Here is a 26,395-nt window from a genome sequence, read left to right as displayed (position 1 = left end):
GGTGAGTGAACCAAATGATGATTTATAACCGTGAGATGAAGAAAAATATGAAGTCACTTTTGATTTGGTCCATCATTTTAGCTGGAATCATCTTGATGACGCTCAGTATCTATCCTCAGTTTACCCAAGATCAACAGACAATGAATGATTTGTTAAGTGCTTACCCAGATTCATTTAAACAAGCTTTTGGCATGGATCGACTAAATATTGGCTCACTACTCGGCTTCTACGGGATGCAAATTCATTTCATGACAACATTGTTTGGTAGTATTTTTGCAGTCATGCTTGCATCGAATATGATTGCTAAAGAAGAAAATGAGAAAACGGTTGAATTTTTACTATCAAAACCAATTTCAAGAACTCGAGTAATCGCCGAGAAGCTACTAGCTGTCTTGACGAATATTGTGATTCTCAATGTCGTTATTATGTTCGTTTGTATAGTCGGGTTTCAATTTGCAGATGAAGATGTTCCTATGAAAACATTCGGGCTATTGATTATTGGAACTTTACTTATGCACATCACGTTCGCAGCAATAGCCCTTTTATTATCAGCGATCATGAAGAAAGCGAGAACAATAACTTCTGTTTCGCTTGGTCTTGTATTAATTTCGTATTTTCTCAGTGTGGTGTCAGGTATTACAGATCGTTTGGAGTTCCTAACGTATTTTAGCCTATTTAAATACATTGACCCAGCAGATATTATTTCTAACGAATCGCTGAATTCCTTATATGTTGGCATTATGTTAATCGTTATCGGTTTAAGCATTTGGGGTACATTTAATTATTATCGTAAGAAAGATATCGCCATTTAGGAAAGGAGGAAATCAGTTTGTATTCAAACTTCGAAAAACTGACAGATGAAAAGAAAAAGCGAATTCTCACCATTTGTATCGAAGAGTTTGCCGATAATGGATATGAGAAAACGTCGACAGATACAATTACAGCACGTGCAGGCATTTCGAAAGGAATCTTGTATCATTATTTTAAAAACAAGAAAAACCTTTTCATCTATGTTGTCGACTATTGCCGAAAGCTGATTGGGGACAACATAATGGCCGAATTACAACATGTCGAGTCAGAGGATTTCTTTGACCGAGTAAAAGAGGTTGTCTTAATCAAAAAGCGAGTTCAATTCCATTTCTTAAAAGAAACGGAGCTTGTCACACAAACGCTCCTTAACCCACCTCAAGGTATGGAAGAGGAAATTCGATCCATGCTTCAGAAAAACATCGACGTGTATAGTGACCAATACCTTGAAAAGCTTATTGACCCAAGTCTTCTTAAGGAAAATACAACCCCAGATAAAGTGATCAATCTCACAATGACGATTCTAGAGCAAATCGCTCAAAAAAACCTAAAAGCATATCAAGAAAATGCAATGAGCTTTTCAGAAATACTTGAAAAAATTGAACCTGAGTTAGATGAATATATCGATATCATTAAATACGGAGCGTTGAAAGGAACCTAAAAAAATCGCGCGAGGCGCGATTTTTTTATTAAGCTTCGTTCAATCGAGAGATTTCCGTGGATTTACTATACGATAATGCGGCCGTTCCCATAACTTTAGCTGCGACTAACATCGCCCGTTCATCAATTGAAAAACGAGGATGGTGATGAGGGTATACTTGTTCTGCATCTTGGTTTAAAGCACCTGTAAAGAAAAAGGTACCCGGCACATGCTGCAAATAATAAGAGAAGTCTTCTCCACCCATTTGAGCTTCGTGTTCAGTTACTTCTTTTACATCAGGAACTAGTTTTGCATAGTTTTTCAACAGCTCTGTTTCCGCTTTATGGTTGATAAGTGCAGGATAGCCATGAACATAGTTAAGCTTATAGTCGACATCCGCCGCTATGCATGTCCCTCTAACTATCCTTTCAATCTCTTGTTCCATTAACTCTTTTACGTCCTTTTTGAATGTCCTCACCGTTCCTACTAGTTGAACAGTGTTTGCGATTACATTGAATGCGTTCCGTGCATCAAAGGTTCCAACTGATAGTACAGCAGATTCCAGGGGGTTCACTCTTCTTGATACTAACTGCTGCAAATTGACTACTAATTGCGAAGCGATCACGATACTGTCCTTTGTTAAATGTGGCTGTGCACCGTGACCGCCTCGTCCGATGATTTCAATCTCGAACCGGTCAGCTGCAGCCATAAACGGACCTTCTTTATACATGATCTTCCCAGTTTCCTCTGTCGCCCTCAGGTGTGTGCCGAACACGACATCTACCCCTTCTAGGCAACCATCTTCAATCATTGCGATTGCACCACCAGGCTGATATTCTTCTGCATGCTGATGAATAAAGACGATGGTCCCTTCTAACTCATTCTGTATCGCATTTAGCGCTTTTGCTAAACAAAGTAATGTAGCCGTATGTCCATCATGACCACAAGCGTGCATCACACCATCCACCTTCGATTTATATGGAACCTCATTTTCTTCCTGGATTGGCAGCGCATCAAAATCGGCTCTCAAAGCAACGGTTTTACCAGGCTTCGTTCCTTTTAACGTTGCAACTACTCCTCTACCACCAACGTGCTCTCTGACATCATGACCTAACTCACGATGATAGTTCGCTATGAATTTAGGAGTTTCAACTTCTTCGAACGAAAGCTCCGGGTATTGATGAAAATGTCTTCTTAGTTCTACCATTTCACTATATAAATCTTCTAGCTTATTAAATAGTTGATTCATAGAATTCTCCCTTCAAAATGAAATGATCTGTTATCTTTATAAACTAAAGTTTACCATCTTCAGAATAAAGAATATAACAAGCAAAAAAACCCTCACGTCTTCAGTGAGGGTTCTACCATCTAACTTCCACTTATTGCAGATAATAGTTCTTCTTTTTCGTCATCTGTCACATATGCGCGCTGATCAAATACATTGTAGTCTTTTTTTCGGATCGATTTCAGAATCGCTCGGTAGAAAAGTGCTGAACTTTTAACTGGGAGACGAGCGTCGAGAGGGTAAAGGTCGATCGTAGCAAAAGCATTCTCATAGTGATATTCCGCTCGAGCAGCTAGCTTTTCCCACAATTCAATAAATTCTGGTGTTACCTTTCGATTAAAAAGATCTGTCGATGATACACCGCTAGCGTTCATTTCATCAGTCGGAATATAAATACGATCTCGATCAAGATCTTCAGAAATGTCTCTTAAAATATTTGTAATCTGCATCCCAATGCCTAATGAAACCGCGCCATCTGAAAGTGAATCAACCTTTTTCGGTGCTAAGATCGGGAGAAGCATCAATCCAACGGTACTTGCAACGTGATAAGAATAATGTTCAAGTTCACTCAACGTTTTATATCGAGATTTATACAGGTCCATCTCCTGTCCGACGATCATATCTTGGAAAGGTTGATGGTCCATCTTGAATCTCTGAAAAACATCGTGGAGAGCAATCCACATAGGATCATTCAACAATCTTTCACCGTTTAAAAATCGAGCGAATTGAGCTCTAAATTCAGTTAATTCTCTCTCTGGATCAGTGCCTTCATCTACAATGTCATCGACTCTCCTACAAAAACTATAAACGGCCCAGACTGCTTTCTTTTTGTTTGAGGGTAACAAGGAAAAAGCTTTATAAAATGTTTTGGAATGATGTTTTATAATCGCTTCACAATGTTTATACGATTGCTCCAGCATTTTCACTCACACCCTTTCTATTTCTTTTACTAAGAGATCGGCACCTTGCATCACGATCGGAATTCCACCGCCTGGGTGTACAGATGCTCCAACTGCATATAGGTTTTTGTAATTTAATGGTTTAACCTGAGGACGAAATGCACCAGACTGTGTTAACGTTGGTGCTATTCCAAAACTGCCCCCTTCAAATAATCCATCCACTTCTGCATCTAGTGGGGTCCGAATTTCCATCCATTCGATTGCTTCCTTCAAATTTGGGAAGCCTCTTTCTTCTAGTACTCGGATGATTTCATTTGCTAACGAATCTTTTTCTTCCCAGCTAGTAGCAGTACCTGAAGGCACCGGGATTAGTGCATAGAGGACACCTTTACCTGGAGGGGCAAGAGAATGGTCTATCTTTGAAGGGTGGAACGTGTAGATCGCTGGATCCTTTGAAATCGATCGTTTTTTGAAGACATCTTTCATATGAGCTTTAAACTCATCCGTCATAAAAAATTGGTGGACATCGACTTCTTCATAGATTCGGTCGAGTCCAAAATAAAGGAGCAAGCATCCAGATGATGGTGTATACTTTTTCTTCGGTGGCTTCTCGGCTTTAATCAATTTGTGAATCATTGGAAAATCACCGTTAAAAACTACCTTATTATAATAAAATTCACCATCTAAGGCTCGAAATCCTTTACAATCGTTCTGATTTATTATCAACTCTTCAACTGCAGAACCGAATTTAACGGTAATCCCTTCTTTTTGGATATGTTTTTCTAATAGGGATATGAGGCTGGCATACCCACCTTTGATATACCAGATACCATGCTCATATTCACTAAAAGGTACTAGTGAATAGAGCGCTGGAGATCCAGATGGATCGCCACCGATGTATAACGTTTGTAGTGAGAATGCATCCTGTAAACGCTCGTCCTTAAAATATCTTGAAGCCTGCGAACGAACGTTTTGATGAGCTTTAAGTTCTAAAAGGAGCTTCATATTTTTAAAAGTAAAAAATTCTCTCTTATGAATAAAAGATTTTTCTAGAAAAGCTTTTTTTCCTTTATTAAATCTTACTCTCATATCATCTAGATAGCGTAAAAAGCCTTCTTCCTCTCCAGGAAACATCGTTCTAATTTCTTCTACCTGATTTTGAATATTACTCGTTTTGGTGAATGAAGAACCATCAGGATATATCATTCGATAAAGTGGATCGCAGCGGATCATTTCTACTTCTTCTCTATCAATTCCCGCTTTATTTAAAAACTCATAAATCATTTCTGGCAATAGTACGATCGTTGGGCCTTTGTCGATCTTGAAACCTTCCCTTTCAACAAAGGCGAGTCTACCACCGAGAACGTTAGCTCTTTCGTGTATCGTAACGTTGTGCCCTTTTCTGGCAAGCATGAGAGCAGACAACATGCCACCAATCCCGCCACCAATAATTCCTATGTTCATGTGCCGCTCCTTTCATGTGGCATGCTTTCTTGATGGAGAAGATTTGTCGTGATCCTTGCCGATTCCATAATCGTAGGAAGACCACTTCCTGGGTGTGTTCCACCACCTACAAGCCAACAGTGGTCGAACTCTTTAAACTGGTTTGGAGGTCTGAAGAACATCATCTGAGGAAGGTTATGAGCTAGATTAAACGTCGCACCTTTGTAAACGTTCATGTCGTACTCCCAATCAGTAGGCGTATACATTTCTTCTACCTCAATGTGATCTTCAAGATCGTTAAAGCCTGTTTTTTCTTTTATTTGATTTAATACTAACCTTCTGAAATCCTCTTTATGTTTTTCCCAATCTATTAAACTAAAGTTGTTAGGTACTGGAGCTAGAATATAGATAGAAGATTTCCCTTCAGGTGCCAACGTTTTATCCGTTACGCTAGCATTTTGAATATAAATAGAGGGATCTTCTGAAAGCATCTTTTGTTTAGTGATTTCCTCGACATTTTTCTTATAATCATCAGAAAATACAACTGTATGGTGAGATAAGTCATAAGATTTGTTAACACCTAGGTAAAGCATGAATGCTGAACAAGAATATTTCTTCCGTTCCATCTTTTTAGGTGAGTATCTTTTTCCTTTTCCTTCTGGAAATAAGTGATTTACGGCGTGTGCAAAATCAGCATTAATGATAACCTCGTCAGCATATTCCTTTCTTCCATCTGCAAGTTCAACACCCTGTACACTCGATCCATCGATAAGAATGCTTTTAACTGCTGTTCCGACATGAATGGAACCGCCTTCTTCTTCGATGACCCTAGCCATTGCTTTGCAAATTTGGTTCACGCCTCCGATCGGGTGAAAAATACCATATTCATGCTCCATATACGATAAAATGGTAAACGCTCCAGGGCACTCCCATGGTGACATACCAAGATATTTCGCTTGGAACGTAAACGAGAGTCGAAGACGCTCATCATCAAAATATGTGGACAAGCGTTCATATACGCTATCCGTTACGGTAAGCTTAGGTAAGGCTTTTAAAAACCGCCACCTTCCATAATCAAATAACGAATCGTGCTTGTTTTGTAAAATTGGCATAAGAGCCTCGAACTTCTCTTTTTCTTCTTTCATAAACCTTCTATACCCTTCACCGTTCCCAGGGAATAAGTTTTCGATTTGTTCGACCATTTCTTCCCTCTTACGTGTTGGGAAAAAAGAAACGTTACCGAATTTCAACTCATACATAGGATCAACTTCAACTAAATCAATATAGTCATGAACATTACGACCAGATTGTTCAAAGACTTCTTCTAGTATATGCGGCATATTAAGGAAGGTTGGACCTCTATCGAATACGTAACCCTGACGCTCGAATGAGGATGTACGTCCTCCTACAAATGATTGTTTCTCATATATCGTCACTGCATATCCTTTACTGGCTAATAACATTGCTGCAGTTAGTCCGCCTGGCCCAGCACCTATTACAATGACACTCTTGTTTTTACTCATGAAAACTTCCCCTTCCAGCTTATCCGCAAAAAGTCGTACAATAGTTATACAAACATTATACATTCCCGCGAAGTTTTGTTCAATTATTTAAATGATTCCTATTCACTTTCACAAAAAAATACATGCTCAAGTGTGAAACATCCATCTTCTGCTATCTTTAATATTCCAAAAGAATACTTTGGTTGTCTTCGCTTATAGGTTGGTGAGCCAGGATTAAAAACGATTTTCCCATCATATTCTTTATGAACAGGGATGTGTGAATGACCAAAGATGACGATGTCTACCCCATCACTTTGAAATAATTCGACGGCACGTTTCTCAGTTGTTTTACTACGCCCGTGTCCATGAGTAATCCCGATTCGCAGTGGTCCTTTCTCAATGATGCACTTTAAATCGAACTTTTCTTTGATCTTGTCATCATCAACGTTCCCATATACTCCTGAAATTGGAGCATACTGTACTAATTCTTCGTATACATCAATTGTTTGCCAGTCACCAGCGTGGATGATGAAGTCAGCATCTTCAAGCTCATTCACTAGCTTTAAAGGTAAGCTTTTCTTTCTTTTTGGTAGATGAGTATCTGCGATAATTACGATATTCATTACATTCGCTCCTTTGTCGACTATTCCTACATCCTACGAGAGGTGAATTATCTTGAAGCACACTGTTCTTGCTGGTGAGACTCTAACGAGCATCTCGGAAGATTACCGCGTCCCCCTTTGGAAAATACTACAAGTAAATACTTTGCCTGATCCTAACCTTATCTATCCAGGTCAAATCATCATGATTCCTGGGTATCCAGACCCTTCTACTATTCCCTATACGATTTATGTATCACTCTCTACCCGAAAACTATCACTATATAAAAATGGTGTCCTTGTTAAGGTATACCCTGTTGGTGTCGGTCGTATGCTTCATGAAACCCCAAAAGGTTTGTACATCATCATTAATAAAGCGCCTAATCCAGGTGGACCATATGGTACTATGTGGATGAGCATTTCAAAAAAACACTATGGGATACATGGTACCAACGACCCTTCATCAATAGGTAACTATGTATCTAGAGGATGTATCCGAATGTATAATGAAGACGTTGAAGAGCTTTCTAGAACGGTTCCGATTGGAACGCGAGTAGAAATAGGTACTTAAACGAAGAGACATCGTCGTTCTGACGATGTCTCTTCGTTTATTATACTTTTTCACTATAGTAATCGTATAGCAATCTGCCTGCATTTGCGATCGCTTCTCTTCCATATCGATTTTCAATCAGTCCAGCTGTTAAAAACGCGTAAAAAACAGGGCCATGCTGAGTGAATAATATCCCTACATCATGCTCGACGCCATCTAATTCGCCTGTTTTATGAGCGAGTTCCCCTTCTGAAAGATGAGTAATCTTTGAAGGAAATTTATCCTGAAATTGTTGTTTTGTTAATACTGATAATGCCCATTCTTTAGACTCATTTGATAGCATATTGCCAGATTGAATTGCCTGTAATAATGTCACTGTGTCGCTAGCACACATCAAATTGTCTTTTCCTAATTTCAGAGATTCATGATCCATCATCTTTCTCATCAATGTAGAATGGTAACACCCTAATTTTCTCATCGTATTGTTAATAGTGGAAATCCCTAATAGATCGATCAACTGATTTGTTGCTGTATTATCAGAGGAAATGATCATCAAGGTAATGAGATCGGATACCTTCCATCCATCTTTTATAGAAAGATGAGATAGCACCCCTGATCCCTGAACACGATTATGGTCCTCTACTTTAATCGGGTCGTCTAAATGAATCCGTCCATTTTCTACTTGATGTAATGCTTCAATCATTATAGGAATTTTTATGATACTAGCAGATGATACAGGCTGTTTGGATTGTAATGTAATATCGCCATCCGGACCTTTGATATAAATTGAATGATTACCTTCAAGACCGATGAAACAGTCTTTTACTTTGTTTGAGATCATACTGAAATCTAACATCAATTTCCCCAATATCTCCTAACACCACAGAGCTCCTCTTCGTAGATCGTTCCTTTTAAAGGTGTTATTTCGATAATGCGGCCTGTACTTGGAGAGTGAATCATCTTTCCATCACCATAATAAATCCCGACATGGTGAACGCTCCCTTTTCCTTTCTCATAAGCAAAGAATAATAAATCTCCCACATCCCAACTTCCATCTTGTACATGCTCACCTGACTTCATCTGATCATGAGCGTCTCTTGGGATGGTGCAACCGATTGAACGTGCCATGTTATAACTAAAACCTGAACAATCATAGCCATAAGAGGACATCCCTCCCCAGAGATAAAGAAGTCCAATAAATTTTTCTGCGTTTTTTACTAGCTCATCTCCATTTCCAACATCACCATTTACTTCAACTAATTCTGAGTGCTCCTTTTTGATCAAACTATCACCATCAGGTGTCCAAACTCTATATTCATCAGTCGTGCGATCAATTAAAGGAAGTCTAGTTTGATAGCTTAGATGCATCGTATCATCAGCTTGATTGGTTACCGCAGCACCATGTTTTATTATCGATACATATACTCCATCGCCATCATAAACTTCTTCCGAGAGTTGCTCAGTAGGAATCCAGCCAGGATAGCCTCTTGGATCCTTCGATGATGGCTGAGAAGGAACGATAACATGAGACCAGTCATTTTTTTCTTCTAAAATCAATACCTCATCCCCATAAAGGACCTGAGATTGAACTCGGTTTTCCTCGCAAAGTGCAAGGCTCGATGAATAGGAAAGTTGATCTAACCAGCCTTCTAGATCTACTGGGTTATGTATCGCTTTTTCATCCACGGTTCTAGCACTTTCCGGATTAGACCACAAAGTTGCTACTGTAACACTTACTGTTTTTCTAGTTAATTCCAATTTGTAATCCTCCTCTTTTAACTGAATGTATCCCTAATCCTGTGTATGAGTTAAATGTTATCATACTTTTGTTGTAGGCTACCCCTCCATCAACATTCTCTTCTTTAAACATTAGGGGAGCATCAAAATCGAAACGCGTAATATTTTTCTGACTTGCAGCAAAGTGAGCCGCTGCAGTAATTCCTAGTTTTGATTCGATCATGCTCCCAACCATACACTCTATTCCCGCGCTCTCCGCTATGGCATTTATCTTCAAAGCCTGATGGATTCCACCTGCTTTCATTAGCTTAATATTAATCAAGTCAGCTGCACGTAACGAAACTACCTGTAACGCATCTCGCGCTGAAAAGACGCTCTCATCAGCCATGATAGGAGTATTCACAGAATCCGTCACTCTTTTAAGCCCTTCGATGTCGTGGGCAGGGACAGGTTGTTCAACAAGGTCGAGATTAATTCCTTCTTGCTCTAATTTCGTTATTGCGTAAATCGCTTCTTTAGCTGTCCAGCCTTGATTGGCGTCTAATCTGATACTTGCCTTATTACCAGTGCGATTTTGTACCTCTTTCATCCTCTCTAAATCCCGTTCGATCGTATCCTTGCCTACTTTTACTTTTAAAATGTTAAAACCCTCACTAACATATTGAGAGGCATCTTCTCCCATCTCCTTAGGAGAATTCACGCTTACTGTGTAGTCTGTTTCGAGCAGATCTCGAAACCCGCCAAGGTATTGATAGAGAGGTAGATTGGACTGTTTCGCAAGAAGGTCATAAATAGCCATATCAACAGCAGCCTTTGCACTTGTATTTCTTACTAAAGACGTGTGCAAGACTTTAAAGATGGTCTCGTAAGAAGATAACTCTAATCCAATCAATTTAGGTGAAATATGATTGTTGATCGCTGAAATCACACTTTCCTTACTTTCCCCTGTGATCGCAACGGTAGGTGGTGCTTCTCCGAAGCCGATCTCATCTTCTGCAGTGACTTTCACAATGACAGATTCTGCCGTAGTAACCGTTCGAAGTGCTGTTTTAAAAGGTTTTTTTAATTGTGCACGTACAGCAAATGTTTCGATATTAGTTATTTTCATCATGATGCTCTCCTTGCTTTTGATTGTCTGCAATTTCATAAGAAAGAGCCTGGGCGCAAACGCACCCGGCTCTCTAAACTATTTGATATCTGCCGTTTTAAGCTCCATATAACCAACAGGGTGTCTAACGATCCCTGTTACATCTTCACTTTGTAAATAAACATGATTATAGAAGTGAATTGGGAAAATTGGCATTTCATCGAATAAAATCGCTTCTGCTTCGTGCATCAATTCAAATCGCTTTTCTTCATCTGTTTCATTCTTTGCTTGTTCGATCAAGCGATCAAATTCGTCATTGCTCCACCCAGTTCGATTCATAGAATGCCCAGTTTGGAAGCTTTCTAAGAAGTTAATTGGATCAGCGTAGTCAGCAAGGAACGAACTACGTGAGAACTGTAGTTTTAATGCTTTCTGCTCTGTTGAGAAGACGTTCCATTCCTGGTTCGCAAGCTCCACATCGACTCCTAGCGATTCTTTATACATTTGTTGAAGTGTTTCAGCAATCTTCTTATGAGAATCACTCGTATTATAAGTAAGTGTTACAGCAGGAAGTGTGTCGTACCCTTCTTCTTCCATTCCTTTTTCAAGCAGTTCTTTCGCTTTTGCTGCATCGGTAGAAACCAGATCTCCTCCGACTTCTCTAAAGTCTCCTCCTGATGGGTCTTCAAATCCGTATGCTACAAAGCCTTTAGCTGGTTTTTCTTGTCCTTTCGTTACGAATTCTACAATTTGCTGCTGATCGACAGCCATTGCGAATGCTTTACGAATGTTTGCATTTTGGAAAGGCTCCATTTCAGTATTAAAGCGATAGAAGTACGTTCCAGACTGGTCTTCTACTTGTGCTTTTCCTTCGTCGAATAACTGTTCACTCAAGTCTGCAGGTACGTCAGATGTATGAAGATCTCCTGTTTTATACATTTGATACTCTGTATTTGTATCATCTACCATCGCCCAATGAACTTCGTCAAGGTTTACACTTTCTGCGTCCCAATATTCTTCGTTCTTCTCGAAAACAAACTCCGTTTCATGAGTCCATTTTGAAAGTTTGAATGGACCATTACTTACATAGCTATCTGCTTCTGTATGCCATTCAGGGTTTTCTTCTACTGTCTCTTTATGAACAGGGAAGAAAGCAGGGTTAGAAATTAAAGTTGGAAAGAACCCAACAGGGCTAGTAAGTTGTACTTCAAGCGTTTTCTCATCAACAGCAGTTACCATCATATCTTCAGCGGAACCTTCGCCAGTATTGTAAGCTTCTGCTCCTTCAATAAAGTAAGCAAGAAAAGCAGCTGGTGATGCTGTATCTGGGTTAGCAAGTCGTTTCCACGCGAACTCGAAATCTTGTGCAGTTACAGGCTCCCCATTCGACCAACTTGCGTCTTCTCTAATGTTGAACGTATAGGTTTTTCCATCTTCTGAAACGTCCCACTCTTTTGCAGTAGCTGGTTGTGGCTCATCATTATCATCGAGCCTCGTCATACCCTCCATCAAGTTATTCAATGCATTCCATGATACACTATCAAATCCGATCGGTGGATCAAATGACGTAGGCTCTGCTCCATTGTTTAATTTAAGAATTTTTGAACTTTGTTCTTGGCTATCTCCTTCACTTCCACTATTCGAATTACTAGAGCTGTCTTGCGTTGTTGTACAGCCTACAATTCCAATAAGAAGAAGAAGCGAAAGAAACATGGTGACTATTTTTTTCATTTCGTTTCCCCCTAAACTAGTTTATAGAAAAGTCGCTCATAATGAGGACTCTACTATCCTATTATTTTCTTAGCTTTGGATCTAATGCATCCTGTAATCCATCTCCTAAAACGTTAAAAGCAAACATCGTTAATGAAATGAAAAATGCAGGAAAGAATAATCTCCACCAATGTCCTGACAGTATGGCCGATAGTCCGTCATTCGCCATGACTCCCCAGCTCGCAATTGGAGCTTGAACGCCAAGCCCGAGAAAACTCAGGAAGGCTTCGGCAAATATTGCTGTAGGAACAGTTAAGGTCATCTGTACAATGATCGGTCCCATTGTATTTGGAAGCAGGTTTTTTCTGATAACACGACCTGCACTAGCTCCAAACGTTCGAGATGCAAGAACATGTTCAGAGTTTTTTAACTGCAATACTTGTCCTCGAACGATCCTCGCCATACCGACCCATCCTGTAACGGTCAAAGCGACAATAATGGTAAATAATCCTGGTCCCATCACAACCATCAGTAGAATAACCATCAAGAGATAAGGAAGGCCATAAAGGATTTCAATGATTCTCATCATAAAATTATCTACACGTCCACCTTTATATCCTGAAAAGCCGCCGTAAGCTACACCTATAATGAAATCGATGAACGCAGCCATAAACCCTACAAACAACGATATTCTTGCACCATTCCATGTTCGTGTGAACATGTCCCTGCCAAGGTTGTCGGTGCCAAACCAATGTTCAGAAGATGGTGCCTGGTTCCCATTCGTAAGTACTTGATGGTCATACGAATATGGTGAGATGATCGGTCCAAATATGGCCATCAAAATTAATAGGATCAATACGATTAATCCTGCCATCGATAACTTATTTTGTCTTAAGCGAATCCATGCATCCTTCCAATAAGAGACAGACGGCTTCGCAATATGATCGACATCATATGAAGAGTTTTCAAGAGGCACGAACAAGTCGTCAGGTGTATATGGCGTACCTTTGTTTGTTTTTTCTGGTAACGACATCTCTAATTCCCCCTCTTGTGAAGCTTAATTCTAGGATCGAGAATGCCGTAAGCGATATCTACGATAAATAACATCATGATTAAAAACGCACTATAAAACACCGTTGTTCCCATGATAACTGGGTAGTCTCGATCATTAATCCCATTGATAAAGTATTTACCCATACCTGGAATTGCAAAAATTTTCTCGATAACAAAGCTTCCTGTCAGTACACCTGCGACTAGCGTACCTAAAATCGTGATGACAGGTAGTAGTGCATTCCTCATCGCATGCTTGATTACGATCTGATACGTTGACATTCCTTTTGCTTTTGCTGTTAGTATATAATCTTGATTCAAAACCTCTATCATGCTCGACCGGGTTAAACGAGCAATGATCGCCATCGGACCTGTAGCAAGCGCAACTGCAGGAAGCACCATATGCATCGGTGAAGACCAAGTGGCCACGGGGAAGATCTCCCAGTTTACAGCTAACTGTTGAATGAGTAATGTAGCCATTATAAAGTTTGGAACAGATATCCCTATAACTGCAAACGTCATTGCTATGTAATCGATCGTGCCATTATGCTTTAAAGCAGCAAATATCCCTAGAATCACTCCAGAAATAACTGCAATCGCTAATGACAGCATTCCTAACTCCGCTGAAACAGGGAATCCCCTACCAATCATCTCATTTACAGAAGTTGATGATTGTTTGATAGAAGGTCCGAAGTCTAACGTTGCAAGTGATTTTAAATAGATAAAGTATTGAACGAATACTGGTTCATTCAAATGGTAGTGTGCTTCAAGATTTCGTTGAACAGCTTCGCTAGTATTACGTTCCTGGTTAAACGGTGATCCAGGAATGGCATGCATTAAAAAGAATGTAATCGTCACGATAATCCACAGAGTAATTAGCATGGCGAATAATCGATTTGCAACGTATTTCGCCAATAAAATCCCTACTTTCTAACTAAATGTCGTTCTTGATGCTAGTTCTGTCATGACAAGCATAGCTTGGTAGGCTTCTAACATATCTTTTGCCTGGAACTTTACTGTTGTACCAGTTTCAATCTCAGCTCCTGGCATGATACTCGCCCATTCCGCCTGTCCATAATTCGTAAATTCGATACGGAAGATCGGTTTCTTTGGAGGAACTAAAGGATCTACTCGATGACGACTTTCGATGGCAGCAGTCGTTTGCTCCCTTAGTAGTTTGCCAGTTTTGTTGGGTGATGGAACGAATCCAGATGAACGCGAAATCGACTCTTTTACTGTAGCAGTGGTAACGTTTGAAATAAGCGCTTCTGCTTCTGCTGTCGCTCTGTCATCTCCAGCTACTAATAAAACAGGAACGCCGTAGTACCCAGCTACGAACGCATTCAACCCTAGTTCTCCAACGGTTATGTCATCAATATAGAAATTTTTCACTGCATGTATCATTGAATGAGACATGATTCCTTTTAATGATGCCCGAGCATGATAGCCTATGAATCCTGCCCCGTCATATGTATGGTCTAATCCTTCAACCATCGAAAACGGTTTTACATCTCCAGAAATAAGTTTTGCATCTTCATGTAGCTTTTCTACTAAAAGGTTGTTCATCTTGGAATGACTGTCGTTTACAATAACGTCTTCCACTCTACTTGCTAGAGCAGCCTCAACTACGTGGTTTGTTTCTTGCGTCATCAACTCTTGACCGCGACGATAGTTATGTTTCGATGAATCCACAAACGTATCATCTACGATCCCAGAAATCCCTTCCATATCGACTGATAAATATAGCTTCACTCTTTCCCTCCTTCCACTCAATTCTCAACTTTCTGAATAATTATATCATGAATTCTCAAAATTTACTAAAAAAGAAAAACCACCTGTTTCCAGGTGGTTATCATTATTCGATCTTCTCAGATAGCTCAGACCAACGTTCAATTTTTTCCTCTAATTCCATCGTTAACGCTTGCTCTTCTTTGTATAAGGTATCTACCTTTTCAAAGTCGCTGCCGGATTTAGTGATCTCTTCCTTTACGTTCTCAATTTTCGATTCGATTTCTTCAATCGTTTGTTGAATGGTCTCCCATTCTTTCTTTTCGTTATAGGACATCTTATTTTTCTTCGGTTTGTCCTCTTTCTCTACTACTTTCGTGCTAGCAACCTTCTTTTCTTCAGCTTCAAGCTCTTTTTCTCTTTTCTTCACATCTAAATAGTCAGTGTATGAACCATAATAATGATCGATCACACCGTCTCCTTCAAATACAAAAAGCTGTTCTGCAACTTTATCTAAAAAGTATCGATCGTGAGAAACCGTAATAACCGCGCCAGGAAAATCAGACAAATAATCCTCTAATACCGAAAGCGTTTGTACATCGAGGTCATTTGTTGGCTCATCTAAGAAAAGAACATTAGGCTCTTCCATCAAGATTCGAAGCAAGTAGAGTCTTCTTTTCTCTCCACCAGAAAGCCTGGATACATACGTCCACTGTAATTCGGGTGAAAAAAGGAAGCGTTCTAGCATTTGTGAGGCAGTAATACTTCCACCTTTTTGAAGGCGGATTTGTTCTCCTCCTTCTCGAATGTATTCAATCACTCTTAAAGATTCATCCAGCCCTTCATTTTGCTGGGTATAGAACCCAATCTTCACAGTTGTTCCAATATCGATTGTACCGCTATCTGGTTTTGTTCGTCCCGCAAGCATGTTTAACAAAGTCGTCTTTCCAGAGCCGTTCGCACCAATGATTCCGATGCGATCTTGAGGAAGAACAAGATAGCTAAAATCGTTTGTAATATAATGATCATCGAACATTTTAGTAACATCTTCTGCTTCGATAACTTTCTTTCCTAGGCGGCTAGAACCAATCGCCATTTCAACGTTACCGTCCGTCTTATGTTCTGGTGCTTCCTGCATCGTCTCAATTCGTTGCTTTCTCGCTTTTTGTTTCGTGGTTCTAGCTTTTGCCCCACGTTTTAACCATTCTAATTCGCTTTGTAACAATTTGTTTTGTTTATGAGCTTCTTTTTGTTCTCTTGCTTCTCGTAATGCTTTTTGTTCTAAGAATGTTTCGTAATTCCCTGCATATTCAAACAAACGTCCTTTATCAAGCTCAAAAATACGGTTCGTAACACGATTTAGGAAATATCGATCATGTGTTACTAACAGCAGTGTTCCTGCATATGTAGAAAGATATTGTTCTAACCACTCGACAGTATCATGGTCAATATGGTTCGTAGGTTCATCTAAAATCAGTAAATCTGCTGGTTGAATAAAAGCTTTTGCTAAAGCAACTCGTTTTTGTTGGCCACCAGATAGTGTATTCACTTTAGATTCAAATTTCGTTAATCCAAGCTTTGTAAGGATCGTCTTCGCTTTTGTACTAAAATCCCATGCATCCAATCGATCCATTTCCTCTTGAGCCGTAAGAAGACGCTCTTGATAACTTGTTTTATCAGGATTCTCTGTTACGTTTTGAAGTGCTACTTCATAATTCCTGACAGCATTAAACAATGGTACATCACTGTCAAAAACCGTTTCAAGGATTGTTTTTCCTTCATGAAATACTGGATCTTGTGGAAGATACTCCACTTGAAATGAATTTGCGTGATATATACTCCCACTGTCTGCTGATTCGAGCCCAGCTAAGATTTTAAGAAGCGATGATTTTCCCGTTCCATTTACGCCTATTAAACCAATCCTCTGTCGTTCTTCTAATGAAAAAGATATTTCATCGAAGAGAGTTTTTTCTCCATAAGATTTGGTAATATTCTCAGCCTGAAGCAAGCTCATGACACTCATCCTTTTCTCTCTATAGTCTGCTTTCTATTTTACCCTTTTTGTCTTTAGAAAGGAACTAATTCACAATAATCGGTGGATGTAGTGTGATTTGCTCATCACTCTCTCGTACTGTGTTTTGAAAGTGGCGGACAGTTATATTGCATAGCGAAAGGCTCTCGAGATTCTCTCGAAAGCCTATTTTTAATATTACTTACGCGTTCTTTTTTTGCTTCTTGTTTTTCTTATGTTTTTTGTTGTTGTTTTGGTCAGCAGAAAGTTCACTTGCAAACTCAGTTTCATGCTTATGAGCTTGTTTTGGATTTTTCATTCGTCTTCACCTCCACTATTAATAAGGTGTTCTGAATGTTATCATCTTATACTTAGTACGGTATGTGAAATTTTATAAAACAAAACCTCAGACACGGTCATCTTCTTTCGATCGTTCTAGCAACGATAGCTGAGGGTTAAGCGTCACATTTTCCTGCCCTTCTTTCCAATAAAGCTCTACCTCTTCACCGTTCAGAATAGCAGGAAATGCAATTAAACCACTTTCGATATCGATGATCTTAACTCCCAAACTAAGTAGGTTCCTAATAAACGTTTGAGCCTCTAATTCCATAAATTCCATTCTTGACTCTTTCTTAAATAAAATATCTTCATCTACTTTTGTCTTGTGACGATATAACAAGGTTTTCTTATGTTGCTCTAGCTGTTCATACTGTTCACCAAAAGATTGAGTCACGCTCTTTAGACCGGCCAGCTCTCGCCTTACTTTAGGGATCATCTCATTCGCTTCGTGCTCTGTAAAATATCTCTTGTTCATGTGAATTCTCCTCCATCCGATTATTCAATAGTATGTATTTACCCTTACTTGACATCTTTAAGCATAATTCGACGTATTTTTGCTTTTTGTTGTAAACCCTATAAATAGCTCTACAAATCCGCTATGATGGATAATGAGGGGAACATTATACAATAAGGAGGAATTTCTCTTGGCAAAAGTTACTGTACCAGATTATGGAACATTTGATGTTGAGGAAGGAACGAAGCTAACACTTGCACTTGAAGACAACGACGTACATATTCTTCATCGATGTGGTGGTAAAGCTAAATGCACAACGTGTCGCGTTGAAGTGCTAGATGGCGATTTTGGAGAACTTACTGATATCGAAAAAGAAGCTTTTAAAAGAAAGGGTGTAGAAGAGAACCTACGCCTCTCATGTCAAGTCCGAGTAAACGGCGATTGTGAAGTTAAGCCAGCTATGACAATCGAAAGCTCCGGCCTTGATGATCCAGGCCCTCGACCAGAGAAATAAAGAGTAAAACGCCGGTTCCTAGGAACCGGCGTTTTGCTTTTTTATCTTCTTTCATAAGTAACAAAATCATAATCGTAAGGATTCTTTTCATCCTTTTTATTTATATCTCTAGATTTCTCAATCCAATCCTCGCTCTTTAGGTCAGTAAAGTATGCATCGCCTTGAAATTCATGATGAATTTCTGTAATGTAAAGCCGATCTGCGTAAGGTAGGAGCTGACGATAAATCTCAGCACCTCCGATTACAAACCATTCCTTTTCGTTATCTTCTTCAGCCATTTTTAAAAATTCTTCGATAGAATGCAGGATTGTTACGTTTTCGATGGAAAGGTCACGCCTTGTAATCACGTAACTTTCTCTTCCTGGTAGAGGCTTCCCAATTGATTCAAACGTTTTCCTACCCATTACGATTGATTTTTGCAGCGTCATTTTTTTAAAGTATGCAAGATCAGCTGGTAGATGCCAAGGCAAATCATTGTTCTTACCGATCAAATGATTTTCATCCATTGCAAGTAAAAAAGAAATCATACAGATACCTCTCCCTTTATGTGTGGATGCGGATCATATTCTGTAAGTTCAAAGTCTTCAAAAGAAAAACCGAACAATGATTTAACTTCAGGATTAATTTTCATTTTAGGTAATGGTCTTGGTTCTCTTGTTAACTGTAATTCAACTTGCTCAAGGTGATTATTATAAATGTGAGCATCTCCTAATGTATGGACGAATTCTCCAGGCTCAAGATCGCATACCTGCGCCATCATCATCGTGAGTAAGGCGTAGGATGCGATGTTGAATGGCACGCCAAGGAAGACATCTGCCGAGCGCTGATAGAGCTGACATGAAAGTTTTCCATCAGCTACATAAAATTGAAAAAGACAATGACATGGAGGAAGCGCCATCTCATCCACTTGTGAAGGATTCCATGCTGTAACGATCATGCGTCTTGAATCAGGATTCGTTTTAATTTGATCGATTACGTTTTGAATTTGATCTACTGTTTCACCATCAGCTCCAGTCCAAGACCTCCACTGGTGACCGTATACAGGTCCTAGTTCTCCATCTTCATCCGCCCATTCGTTCCAAATGCGGACGCCATTATCTTGAAGATATTTTACATTGGTATCTCCTTTAATAAACCACAGTAATTCATGAATAATCGATCGTAAATGAAGCTTTTTCGTAGTTAACGCAGGAAAGCCTTCTTGCAAATCAAATCTCATCTGGTGACCAAAAACGCTAATAGTACCAGTACCTGTTCGATCAGACTTCTTTGTGCCGTTATGTAGTATTTCTTCGCATAATTGTAAGTATGTTTTCATCTATGCTTCCCTCCCAAACATTTGCTAATAGTTATTGTACCACTGGAACGTTCTCATTCACACATCATATGTTATATGAGAAATTAAGGAAAGGATGAATATGTGATGGGAAAAGGAGACAAACTTCCAAAGATTCTTCAGGACCCTAATCTTCAAAATTGGTTAAATACGTTCGATGACTTTTTTAAGGATCCATTTTCTAATTTACTTCCAAACCAGGCATTCCGTGTCGATCTATATGAAACGAATTCTGCTTTTATCGTTGAAGCTGAACTACCTGGTGTATCAAAAGAACAAATCAAAGTAGAGCCATTAGGAGATAGCATCCGTATTTCCATTGAATCAGACAGCTTTCAAGAAGAACGGAATGATAAACAAAAGTACTATAAACAGGAAAGAGCGTATTCGAGTACTAGCAGATTGATCAAACTGCCCTATTCCTTTTCAATGAAGAATGTGAAGGGGAAATATGAGAACGGTATCCTCGAAATCATGATACCTAAGAAAGACCGTATAAAAGATACCATAAACTATTTAGATATCGAATAAAAAACGGAGGGGAATCCCCTCCGTTTCTTAATTACATGCTCCAATCGATGAAAGCATTTCCTTCAAGGAATCTTTCACAATCCATCGCTGCCATACACCCAGTGCCTGCTGCTGTAATTGCCTGCCTGTAAGTAAAATCTTGCACGTCTCCACACGCGAATACACCTGGAAGGTTCGTACGAGTAGTTCCTGGTTCAACATTGATGTAGCCTTTGTCATCCATGTCTATTTTTCCTTCAAGAAAATCAGTGTTTGGCTTATGACCGATCGCTACAAAGATTCCATCTGTCTCAATCGTTTCTTCATTTCCTGAATCACTTTCTTTTACTCTAATACCGCTTACTTTCTTTCCATCTGAAACAACTTCAACAGGGGAGTAGTTAAGCTTCCATGTGATCTTTTCATTATTACGCGCTCTTTCTTGCATGATTTTTGATGCTCTAAGTTCGTTTCTTCGATGAAGAATTGTAACTTCCGAAGCGAACTTAGTAAGGAAAGTGGCTTCCTCCATCGCAGAGTCTCCTCCGCCAACAACAACAATCTTCTTATTTCTAAAGAAGAACCCATCACACGTAGCGCAAGTGCTTACACCTCTACCCATATTCTCGGATTCTCCTGGTATTCCAAGTAACTTTGCGGAAGCACCAGTCGAAATCAATACCGCATCTGCTTCTACATCACCAAGCGTATCGGTCTTTAAAGTATAAGGTCGTTTTGAAAAATCGATATCCTTAACCCAACCTCTTTCAATTCGAGCACCGAAGCGTAACGCTTGTTTCTTCATGTTTTCCATTAATTCTGGGCCAAGTATTCCATCTGCGAAGCCAGGAAAATTTTCTACATCTGTCGTTAAGGTCAACTGACCACCTGGCTCTGGTCCTTCAATAACGAGAGGCTCCATATTTGCTCTTGCTAAATAAATTGCAGCTGTTAAACCTGCTGGTCCCGTTCCTACGATTACTGGTTTATTCATAATGACCCTCCTCAATAAGCTTCATTATTTTATTTTTCCTTATTTTAAAGAAATAAACCCTCTATACGCATTTAGTATATCGTATTTACTGAATATTGCTTATTATTCTGCTCAGTTGCAAAAGGTTGTTCATTACCATTCCTTCTTGATAAAATGAACAAGTGTAGAACTTGCAATCAGCATTGAGGTGATAATAGCATGAATCCTATCGTTGAGTTTTGTATGAGTAACCTATCAAGCGGTTCACATAAAGCGATGGAAATACTTGAAAAAGACCATGATCTAGATGTATTAGAATATTCTTGTCTAGGACATTGTACGTTATGTAGTCAGGAGATGTATTGTCTCGTTAACGGAGAGCGCGTTACTGCTACATCTTCAGATGAACTCGTACGTAACGTATATCAATTTATTGAAGAAAATCCTATGTTTTAATTTAAGTTTGGTCTGGGCATAGTATTGAGTGACACCTAAAAGGAGGATTGCTCAATGAAAAGTCGCAATGGCTACGATCCCAAAACAGGGGCTCAGGGTACTAAAAGCGGTGAGGATGCTCTCCAAATGAATAAAAAAAGAGGCCCGCAACAAGCGCGCCCTAAAAAGAAGTAATACGGCGCTGCTCAACTGAGCAGCGTTTACTTATGCGATTCTAAAACGATACAAAAACCAGAAGTCTTCTATCGGCGACTCACCACTCGCAATGATATGATGCTCCCCTTCGTCATCAACTGTTATCCAATTCTCTTCATCATCCTGATAGGCAGGATAAAAATTTCCTTTTTTAAATAATTTCCGTTCATTTTCAGTACCTGTTAAAGGATCTTCTTCAAATACGTCTCTTATACACTGAACGAGTTCCATCTCTATTCATTCCCTTCCAATCAAACAGAAACACCCCGCATGCCTCATTACGAGAGCCATTTTGGCGGAGTGTTTTTATCCCAATAAATCTTCCCAACTTCATGATGCTCACTGAAATTATCTTTTTCGTCGTGATAATGAAAGTTAAACCAGTATCCATCCTGAGGTGGATGGTCTCTTCTCACATGAAACCTCATCAAGTCATTCCCTGTTTTCTCGTTGTACACGTGCATGATACGTTCACCATAACCACCAGATGGATTATCAGTCAAACGAAGTGAACGAACGAAATCTACATCTAATTCTTCGACTTTAGATGTAATCACCTCGTTTACTTTCGGAACGATCAAATTTATGTAATCAGACCCAACACGGTTAGCAATCGTGTCGCCAAACTTTCTTATTCCTAATTCTTCAGTTTGTAGTGAAGCATAGGTAATGAATTCTTCTACTACCTCAGATGACGAAGATCGTTCTGCAATCTCAGGCCAACGTAGAGGCTCAATCTCAACTTCTTCAAATGATAATTGAGGAGGCTCGTCCGTTTCAACCACGTGTGAAACGTCTTTTTGGTAGTTAGCTTCAGTCTTTTGTCCAGGTTTAAGATCTTGTAAATACTCTGTTGGTATAACTGTACCAAGCGTAATAACAGCAATGAATGCTACAAAAAGCTTTCTTGACCATAACGGAAAGCGCAATCGTCTACACCTGACTTTCTCAAATAAAAGATTTCTTACATTGTCCCATGAAGACGATGAAAATGCCAGATAATTTTTTAACTATTCTGTTACATGTTTTGAGCGCTTCGTTAAAAGCGCTCATCCACTCAACAAGTAAACATTTCAATGCGATTAAGATCTATTCCTGTATATACCCATCTTCTTCCCGTCCATCGAAATCCAGATACAGATCTTCTGCCAACAAAAACAGGCCAGAACCAGAAGCGATTTCCACCTTTCATCCATATATACGTGTAGCGGTATAAACATCCTCTAATTGCAAACGGATCTACGGCTTGTGTTCCTGCCTGTGCTGACATAGGCATCTGTGGTGTTGTTGATGGCGGACTAGAAGGTGGCTGCATCACTGGCTGCTGTTGACGAGGAGCCTCATAGGTATGAATGTGGTATTCGATGTGTTCATGCTCTTCACTATACATCATTTCCATCCCTTCTCACTTGATATAGACACTGTATGCCCTTCTTAGGTGAGAGGTTCATTTGGACAACAAAAAAAGCACCTCTTTGAGTGTGCTGTCGCTTCATAATCAAATAAAATTATTATAAGAAATGGTGACCCGTACGGGATTCCGACGCGTTAGCTAGTCCTGCTGATTTCTCTTCTTCGAGAGAACTTCTGCAGGGGAACCCTTGGGTGAGAAGCCCGTAAGCTTCTTTGAAATGGTGACCCGTACGGGATTCGAACCCGTGTTACCGCCGTGAAAGGGCGGTGTCTTAACCGCTTGACCAACGGGCCACTAAATTGGAGCGGGTGATGGGAATCGAACCCACGACATCAGCTTGGAAGGCTGAGGTTTTACCACTAAACTACACCCGCAAATGGCGGAGGAAGAGGGATTCGAACCCCCGCGGGCCGTTAAGCCCCTGTCGGTTTTCAAGACCGATCCCTTCAGCCAGACTTGGGTATTCCTCCAATATGGTGGAGCCTAGCGGGATCGAACCGCTGACCTCCTGCGTGCAAGGCAGGCGCTCTCCCAGCTGAGCTAAGGCCCCAAGTATGTATGGCGCGCCCGAGAGGAGTCGAACCCCTAACCTTCTGATCCGTAGTCAGACGCTCTATCCAATTGAGCTACGGGCGCATATCTATATGATTCTAATGGTGCGGGTGAAGGGACTCGAACCCCCACGTCGTAAGACACTAGATCCTAAGTCTAGCGCGTCTGCCAATTCCGCCACACCCGCGTGTGTGGTGCCGGCCAGAGGACTTGAACCCCCAACCTACTGATTACAAGTCAGTTGCTCTACCAATTGAGCTAGACCGGCGAAGTATTTTTATAGAGAAAAAATGGTGGAGGATGACGGGCTCGAACCGCCGACCCTCTGCTTGTAAGGCAGATGCTCTCCCAGCTGAGCTAATCCTCCAAATAAACAGCGACCTCTATATTATATAACTACTTGTCCATTCACGTCAACACTTTTTTTCAAGAACATTGTGTCGAAAAACGTTGTTTATGAGGACAAGATTTATATTATCAATTATCTTACTAGATTGCAATAGTTTTTTTACATAAAAAAAGCAAGGGATATAATCCCCCTGCTTATACTGATGTTTGAACAAGAGTTTTATTTTTCTTTGGAGGCGCACTGCGTTCAGGATATTTCTTGGCTACCACTTCAACATCTACCTTACGATACTCTCGAATATTAGAGGCTTCCCTTAGTAGCTGATCTTCAACATAGTGACGCTTTCGTTTCAATAAAACCCCTCCTCATACTTAGTAACCCCTAGTTACCCTCTTTAGACCAATCATAAACCTGGTCTTTATTACCATATATAAGCTGGTAATGATAGGTAGGATATAATGTATTCCTCTAGAGCACGTATTATGAACGGTCGATTGAAAAATGAAACTTGTTTATTTTTTCACCAGTAGCTTTTTCAAGGAACGTCACTTCTCCTTCGTTAGAGACCATCACGATCGTTTGTGCTCTAGTACCATACTTTTCAGATGTAATATAGATAGGTGACAAAAGTCTTTCCCATTCTAGCGGGATACCTGTGTTTGGAAGATCTTTATCTGGTGCCGGTTCAGCATGATCAAGTAGTTTGAACAGCTGATCAGAGTCAATCTCTTCTGTTTGGTCAAGATAATCTGATAGTTCTCTCTTGATTCGATCCACTTTGGGCCAGCTTGTATTCAACAGGTGATTACTTACAGCATGAATGCCTGACTCAACTTTCCTAACCTCATCCTCACGATTTGAATAGTAAAAGAACTCATTTGCACTACCCACAAACAAGTTGAAACCATTGTAGTGATCTCTTTGTTCCTGCACACTCTTTAAATAATCGTATGGATGAATAGACTGCGTGAGAAATTTGACTGGTAGTTCCCCTCTTGACCGCTCCTTTCGTTCTTCATTAGGCTCTCGATAATTTGTCAATGCAGCAATGTTACCCTCTGTCGTAACACCAAGCCATGTACCTTTTGCTCTTAGGTCTCTTCCAGCTAAAAGGTTAGTATAATCAGCCCAATAATGAGCCCTTTCAGTGGGTCGTTCGTAGAATTCATCTCGATTAGCAATTAAAATGAATGGATATTTTGGATTAACATCGATTGCAACTGCGATTAAACACATACGATTTCCGCCTTCCGATAAGCAGAGGAGCACAGTGTTAACCACTGTGCTCCTTCAACCCTTTATTGTATCAACTTAACCAGCACAAGATGATGAACAGTAACGTTGTTGTGAGTCCAAGCACTCATCACAAACGATGTGTAGTTTATCACACTCTACATTTGCGCAGTTAATGTAAGTGTCTGCATGTGTGCCGCAATGATAGCATGTTCCAACTACCTTAGCATCATCCGTTTGATTTACATCAACAGCTAAGCGATCGTCAAACACAAAACACTTACCATCAAAATATTTCCCCTGTACATCTGGGTCTTTGCCATATGTTACGATTCCACCATGAAGCTGAGATACATCATTAAAACCTTTTTTCTTCAAATACCCGGAAAACTTTTCACAACGAATCCCGCCTGTACAATAAGTGAGGACTTTTTTGTCCTTTTGATCTGATAAGTTCTCTTCGATCCACTCAGGTAATTCACGAAACGCTTTTATATTCGGTCGAATTGCATTTCTGAAGTGACCGATATCATATTCATAGTCATTTCTTGCATCAATAACAATAACATCATCTTGTTCGAGTGCATTCATAAACTCTTTTGGCTCGAGATAATTTCCCGTAAGCTCATTTGGATCGATATCCTCATCAAGACGGAGTGATACGATCTCATTTCTAGCTCGTACGTGCATTTTTTTAAACGTGTGAGCTTCCGCTTCATCGACCTTAAACTCAATGTCAGAAAAACGTGGATCGTTTCTTAACTCTTGCATGTATTGCTCAGTGTATTCTTTTGGTCCTGAGACGGTACCATTTATGCCTTCTTTACCTACGAGTATTCTACCTTTTAAGTCTAGAGACTTACAGAATTTCAAATGCTTTCTAGCAAAATACTCGGGATCTTCAATTTCTACATACTTATAATATAACAGCACTTGATATGCTGAAGCTTCTGATTGCAAGTCAAAAACCACCTTCTGCGTATTCTAAAATCAGTATTAAATCTTACCTGATTTATGATGTG

At 39.8% G+C, this 26,395-nt stretch carries 28 protein-coding genes, 8 tRNA genes and 1 pseudogene; 6 read left to right on the top strand and 31 right to left on the bottom strand.

Going from position 1 to position 26,395, the window contains the following annotated elements; all coding sequences use genetic code 11:
• Window positions 1–14: 14 nt before the first annotated feature.
• Entirely contained in the window at window positions 15–812 is a 798-nt protein-coding gene (locus ACXAHI_RS02705; RefSeq protein ID WP_474845730.1) for an ABC transporter permease subunit, read from the top strand.
• Window positions 813–829: 17 nt separating this feature from the next.
• Window positions 830–1,468: a TetR/AcrR family transcriptional regulator gene (locus tag ACXAHI_RS02700; RefSeq protein WP_474845729.1), complete on the top strand. Its 639-nt coding sequence runs from the start codon at window positions 830–832 to the stop codon at window positions 1,466–1,468.
• Between the two features lie 28 nt (window positions 1,469–1,496).
• On the opposite strand, the gene ACXAHI_RS02695 is transcribed toward ACXAHI_RS02700, so the two are convergent.
• From ACXAHI_RS02695 to ACXAHI_RS02675, 5 genes are all read right to left on the bottom strand, one after another.
• Complete coding sequence (locus ACXAHI_RS02695) at window positions 1,497–2,696, bottom strand: M20 family metallopeptidase (RefSeq protein ID WP_474845727.1); 1,200 nt, start codon at window positions 2,694–2,696, stop codon at window positions 1,497–1,499.
• Window positions 2,697–2,815: 119 nt separating this feature from the next.
• Window positions 2,816–3,652, bottom strand: coding sequence for a phytoene/squalene synthase family protein (locus tag ACXAHI_RS02690; RefSeq protein ID WP_474845725.1), 837 nt, complete (start codon window positions 3,650–3,652; stop codon window positions 2,816–2,818).
• A gap of 6 nt (window positions 3,653–3,658) precedes the next feature.
• Window positions 3,659–5,095: a phytoene desaturase family protein gene (locus ACXAHI_RS02685; protein ID WP_474845723.1), complete on the bottom strand. Its 1,437-nt coding sequence runs from the start codon at window positions 5,093–5,095 to the stop codon at window positions 3,659–3,661.
• The gene (locus ACXAHI_RS02680) at window positions 5,092–6,597 is read right to left on the bottom strand and encodes a phytoene desaturase family protein (RefSeq protein ID WP_474845722.1); all 1,506 of its coding nucleotides are present in this window, start codon (window positions 6,595–6,597) and stop codon (window positions 5,092–5,094) included. The genes ACXAHI_RS02685 and ACXAHI_RS02680 overlap by 4 nt, the downstream gene beginning before the upstream one ends.
• Window positions 6,598–6,695: 98 nt before the next feature.
• On the bottom strand, window positions 6,696–7,199 hold the full coding sequence (locus ACXAHI_RS02675; RefSeq protein WP_474845720.1) for a metallophosphoesterase family protein: 504 nt from the start codon (window positions 7,197–7,199) through the stop codon (window positions 6,696–6,698).
• Window positions 7,200–7,248: 49 nt separating this feature from the next.
• On the opposite strand from ACXAHI_RS02675, the gene ACXAHI_RS02670 reads away from it, so the two are divergent.
• Window positions 7,249–7,746 carry a L,D-transpeptidase family protein gene (locus tag ACXAHI_RS02670; RefSeq protein ID WP_474848049.1) on the top strand — a complete coding sequence of 166 codons (498 nt, stop codon included), beginning with the start codon at window positions 7,249–7,251 and terminating at the stop codon, window positions 7,744–7,746.
• A 40-nt stretch (window positions 7,747–7,786) separates the two neighbouring features.
• On the opposite strand, the gene ACXAHI_RS02665 is transcribed toward ACXAHI_RS02670, so the two are convergent.
• The 9 genes from ACXAHI_RS02665 to ACXAHI_RS02625 form a co-directional block, all read right to left on the bottom strand.
• Complete coding sequence (locus tag ACXAHI_RS02665; protein ID WP_474845718.1) at window positions 7,787–8,581, bottom strand: serine hydrolase; 795 nt, start codon at window positions 8,579–8,581, stop codon at window positions 7,787–7,789.
• On the bottom strand, window positions 8,581–9,483 hold the full coding sequence (locus ACXAHI_RS02660; RefSeq protein ID WP_474845717.1) for a C40 family peptidase: 903 nt from the start codon (window positions 9,481–9,483) through the stop codon (window positions 8,581–8,583). Before ACXAHI_RS02660 ends, ACXAHI_RS02665 begins: the two co-directional genes overlap by 1 nt.
• Window positions 9,470–10,570: a dipeptide epimerase gene (locus ACXAHI_RS02655; protein ID WP_474845715.1), complete on the bottom strand. Its 1,101-nt coding sequence runs from the start codon at window positions 10,568–10,570 to the stop codon at window positions 9,470–9,472. The genes ACXAHI_RS02660 and ACXAHI_RS02655 overlap by 14 nt, the downstream gene beginning before the upstream one ends.
• A 78-nt stretch (window positions 10,571–10,648) precedes the next feature.
• Window positions 10,649–12,280 carry a peptide ABC transporter substrate-binding protein gene (locus tag ACXAHI_RS02650; RefSeq protein WP_474845714.1) on the bottom strand — a complete coding sequence of 544 codons (1,632 nt, stop codon included), beginning with the start codon at window positions 12,278–12,280 and terminating at the stop codon, window positions 10,649–10,651.
• A gap of 61 nt (window positions 12,281–12,341) precedes the next feature.
• Complete coding sequence (locus tag ACXAHI_RS02645) at window positions 12,342–13,292, bottom strand: ABC transporter permease (protein WP_474845712.1); 951 nt, start codon at window positions 13,290–13,292, stop codon at window positions 12,342–12,344.
• 2 nt (window positions 13,293–13,294) lie between these two features.
• Window positions 13,295–14,224: an ABC transporter permease gene (locus ACXAHI_RS02640; RefSeq protein WP_270182083.1), complete on the bottom strand. Its 930-nt coding sequence runs from the start codon at window positions 14,222–14,224 to the stop codon at window positions 13,295–13,297.
• A gap of 15 nt (window positions 14,225–14,239) precedes the next feature.
• Entirely contained in the window at window positions 14,240–15,061 is an 822-nt protein-coding gene (locus tag ACXAHI_RS02635) for a M55 family metallopeptidase (protein WP_474845710.1), read from the bottom strand.
• A 103-nt stretch (window positions 15,062–15,164) separates the two neighbouring features.
• Window positions 15,165–17,051, bottom strand: coding sequence for an ABC-F family ATP-binding cassette domain-containing protein (locus ACXAHI_RS02630; RefSeq protein ID WP_474845708.1), 1,887 nt, complete (start codon window positions 17,049–17,051; stop codon window positions 15,165–15,167).
• Window positions 17,052–17,454: 403 nt separating this feature from the next.
• A complete protein-coding gene (locus tag ACXAHI_RS02625; protein WP_474845706.1) occupies window positions 17,455–17,862 on the bottom strand; it encodes a DUF2203 family protein in 408 nt (135 codons plus the stop codon).
• 169 nt (window positions 17,863–18,031) lie between these two features.
• Here ACXAHI_RS02625 and ACXAHI_RS02620 point away from each other — a divergent pair, with 169 nt between their 5' ends.
• Window positions 18,032–18,355 (top strand): 2Fe-2S iron-sulfur cluster-binding protein, encoded by a 324-nt coding sequence (locus tag ACXAHI_RS02620; RefSeq protein WP_270182079.1) that lies wholly within the window; start codon window positions 18,032–18,034, stop codon window positions 18,353–18,355.
• Window positions 18,356–18,396: 41 nt separating this feature from the next.
• Here the strand turns inward: ACXAHI_RS02620 and ACXAHI_RS02615 are convergent.
• Window positions 18,397–18,888 (bottom strand): annotated as a pseudogene (locus ACXAHI_RS02615) (dihydrofolate reductase); the annotation flags it as partial.
• Window positions 18,879–19,673 (bottom strand): thymidylate synthase, encoded by a 795-nt coding sequence (locus tag ACXAHI_RS02610; protein WP_474845704.1) that lies wholly within the window; start codon window positions 19,671–19,673, stop codon window positions 18,879–18,881. The pseudogene ACXAHI_RS02615 and the gene ACXAHI_RS02610, both read right to left, overlap by 10 nt.
• Before the next feature lie 105 nt (window positions 19,674–19,778).
• On the opposite strand from ACXAHI_RS02610, the gene ACXAHI_RS02605 reads away from it, so the two are divergent.
• A complete protein-coding gene (locus tag ACXAHI_RS02605; RefSeq protein ID WP_474845702.1) occupies window positions 19,779–20,222 on the top strand; it encodes an Hsp20/alpha crystallin family protein in 444 nt (147 codons plus the stop codon).
• A gap of 31 nt (window positions 20,223–20,253) precedes the next feature.
• Here the strand turns inward: ACXAHI_RS02605 and trxB are convergent, their stop codons facing one another.
• Window positions 20,254–21,195: a thioredoxin-disulfide reductase gene (gene trxB / locus ACXAHI_RS02600; protein WP_474845700.1), complete on the bottom strand. Its 942-nt coding sequence runs from the start codon at window positions 21,193–21,195 to the stop codon at window positions 20,254–20,256.
• 198 nt (window positions 21,196–21,393) lie between these two features.
• On the opposite strand from trxB, the gene ACXAHI_RS02595 reads away from it, so the two are divergent.
• Complete coding sequence (locus ACXAHI_RS02595) at window positions 21,394–21,630, top strand: YuzB family protein (RefSeq protein WP_263622934.1); 237 nt, start codon at window positions 21,394–21,396, stop codon at window positions 21,628–21,630.
• Between the two features lie 204 nt (window positions 21,631–21,834).
• On the opposite strand, the gene ACXAHI_RS02590 is transcribed toward ACXAHI_RS02595, so the two are convergent.
• The 14 genes from ACXAHI_RS02590 to trhO form a co-directional block, all read right to left on the bottom strand.
• Window positions 21,835–22,056: a hypothetical protein gene (locus tag ACXAHI_RS02590; RefSeq protein ID WP_474845699.1), complete on the bottom strand. Its 222-nt coding sequence runs from the start codon at window positions 22,054–22,056 to the stop codon at window positions 21,835–21,837.
• 47 nt (window positions 22,057–22,103) lie between these two features.
• Window positions 22,104–22,754, bottom strand: a complete 651-nt coding sequence (locus ACXAHI_RS02585; protein WP_474845698.1) for a YpjP family protein — start codon at window positions 22,752–22,754, stop codon at window positions 22,104–22,106.
• Window positions 22,755–22,882: 128 nt separating this feature from the next.
• Complete coding sequence (locus ACXAHI_RS02580; RefSeq protein ID WP_474845696.1) at window positions 22,883–23,218, bottom strand: transporter; 336 nt, start codon at window positions 23,216–23,218, stop codon at window positions 22,883–22,885.
• 239 nt (window positions 23,219–23,457) lie between these two features.
• Window positions 23,458–23,532, bottom strand: a tRNA-Glu gene (locus ACXAHI_RS02575).
• A gap of 7 nt (window positions 23,533–23,539) precedes the next feature.
• Window positions 23,540–23,613 (bottom strand) — tRNA-Gly (locus ACXAHI_RS02570).
• 3 nt (window positions 23,614–23,616) lie between these two features.
• Window positions 23,617–23,709, bottom strand: a tRNA-Ser gene (locus tag ACXAHI_RS02565).
• Window positions 23,710–23,713: 4 nt separating this feature from the next.
• A tRNA-Ala gene (locus ACXAHI_RS02560) sits at window positions 23,714–23,789 on the bottom strand.
• Window positions 23,790–23,798: 9 nt separating this feature from the next.
• Window positions 23,799–23,875: transfer RNA gene (locus ACXAHI_RS02555), tRNA-Arg, on the bottom strand.
• Window positions 23,876–23,893: 18 nt separating this feature from the next.
• A tRNA-Leu gene (locus tag ACXAHI_RS02550) sits at window positions 23,894–23,978 on the bottom strand.
• Between the two features lie 5 nt (window positions 23,979–23,983).
• Window positions 23,984–24,059: transfer RNA gene (locus ACXAHI_RS02545), tRNA-Thr, on the bottom strand.
• A 23-nt stretch (window positions 24,060–24,082) separates the two neighbouring features.
• Window positions 24,083–24,158 (bottom strand) — tRNA-Val (locus ACXAHI_RS02540).
• Between the two features lie 176 nt (window positions 24,159–24,334).
• Window positions 24,335–24,493 (bottom strand): hypothetical protein, encoded by a 159-nt coding sequence (locus ACXAHI_RS02535; RefSeq protein WP_474845694.1) that lies wholly within the window; start codon window positions 24,491–24,493, stop codon window positions 24,335–24,337.
• A gap of 127 nt (window positions 24,494–24,620) precedes the next feature.
• Window positions 24,621–25,376, bottom strand: coding sequence for an NRDE family protein (locus tag ACXAHI_RS02530; RefSeq protein WP_474845692.1), 756 nt, complete (start codon window positions 25,374–25,376; stop codon window positions 24,621–24,623).
• Between the two features lie 75 nt (window positions 25,377–25,451).
• The gene (gene trhO / locus ACXAHI_RS02525; protein WP_474845690.1) at window positions 25,452–26,333 is read right to left on the bottom strand and encodes an oxygen-dependent tRNA uridine(34) hydroxylase TrhO; all 882 of its coding nucleotides are present in this window, start codon (window positions 26,331–26,333) and stop codon (window positions 25,452–25,454) included.
• Window positions 26,334–26,395 lie beyond the last annotated feature (62 nt).

The organism is Anaerobacillus sp. ABD4_527 (assembly GCF_056160805.1).
This window is presented reverse-complemented; position numbering and strand designations above follow the sequence as displayed.

What these genes read in the sequence shown, in the direction of transcription:
- ACXAHI_RS02705 (WP_474845730.1), top strand. Translation starts at nt 15, where the DNA reads ATGATGATTTATAACCGTGAGATGAAGAAAAATATGAAGTCACTTTTG.
- ACXAHI_RS02610 (WP_474845704.1), bottom strand. Translation starts at nt 19,673, where the DNA reads ATGAAAACATACTTACAATTATGCGAAGAAATACTACATAACGGCACA.
- ACXAHI_RS02580 (WP_474845696.1), bottom strand. Translation starts at nt 23,218, where the DNA reads ATGATGTATAGTGAAGAGCATGAACACATCGAATACCACATTCATACC.
- ACXAHI_RS02625 (WP_474845706.1), bottom strand. Translation starts at nt 17,862, where the DNA reads ATGAACAAGAGATATTTTACAGAGCACGAAGCGAATGAGATGATCCCT.
- ACXAHI_RS02645 (WP_474845712.1), bottom strand. Translation starts at nt 13,292, where the DNA reads ATGTCGTTACCAGAAAAAACAAACAAAGGTACGCCATATACACCTGAC.
- ACXAHI_RS02680 (WP_474845722.1), bottom strand. Translation starts at nt 6,597, where the DNA reads ATGAGTAAAAACAAGAGTGTCATTGTAATAGGTGCTGGGCCAGGCGGA.
- ACXAHI_RS02665 (WP_474845718.1), bottom strand. Translation starts at nt 8,581, where the DNA reads ATGTTAGATTTCAGTATGATCTCAAACAAAGTAAAAGACTGTTTCATC.
- ACXAHI_RS02695 (WP_474845727.1), bottom strand. Translation starts at nt 2,696, where the DNA reads ATGAATCAACTATTTAATAAGCTAGAAGATTTATATAGTGAAATGGTA.
- ACXAHI_RS02650 (WP_474845714.1), bottom strand. Translation starts at nt 12,280, where the DNA reads ATGAAAAAAATAGTCACCATGTTTCTTTCGCTTCTTCTTCTTATTGGA.
- trxB (WP_474845700.1), bottom strand. Translation starts at nt 21,195, where the DNA reads ATGAATAAACCAGTAATCGTAGGAACGGGACCAGCAGGTTTAACAGCT.
- ACXAHI_RS02605 (WP_474845702.1), top strand. Translation starts at nt 19,779, where the DNA reads ATGGGAAAAGGAGACAAACTTCCAAAGATTCTTCAGGACCCTAATCTT.
- ACXAHI_RS02530 (WP_474845692.1), bottom strand. Translation starts at nt 25,376, where the DNA reads ATGTGTTTAATCGCAGTTGCAATCGATGTTAATCCAAAATATCCATTC.
- ACXAHI_RS02655 (WP_474845715.1), bottom strand. Translation starts at nt 10,570, where the DNA reads ATGAAAATAACTAATATCGAAACATTTGCTGTACGTGCACAATTAAAA.
- ACXAHI_RS02630 (WP_474845708.1), bottom strand. Translation starts at nt 17,051, where the DNA reads ATGAGCTTGCTTCAGGCTGAGAATATTACCAAATCTTATGGAGAAAAA.
- ACXAHI_RS02595 (WP_263622934.1), top strand. Translation starts at nt 21,394, where the DNA reads ATGAATCCTATCGTTGAGTTTTGTATGAGTAACCTATCAAGCGGTTCA.
- ACXAHI_RS02690 (WP_474845725.1), bottom strand. Translation starts at nt 3,652, where the DNA reads ATGCTGGAGCAATCGTATAAACATTGTGAAGCGATTATAAAACATCAT.
- ACXAHI_RS02675 (WP_474845720.1), bottom strand. Translation starts at nt 7,199, where the DNA reads ATGAATATCGTAATTATCGCAGATACTCATCTACCAAAAAGAAAGAAA.
- ACXAHI_RS02685 (WP_474845723.1), bottom strand. Translation starts at nt 5,095, where the DNA reads ATGAACATAGGAATTATTGGTGGCGGGATTGGTGGCATGTTGTCTGCT.
- ACXAHI_RS02590 (WP_474845699.1), bottom strand. Translation starts at nt 22,056, where the DNA reads ATGGAACTCGTTCAGTGTATAAGAGACGTATTTGAAGAAGATCCTTTA.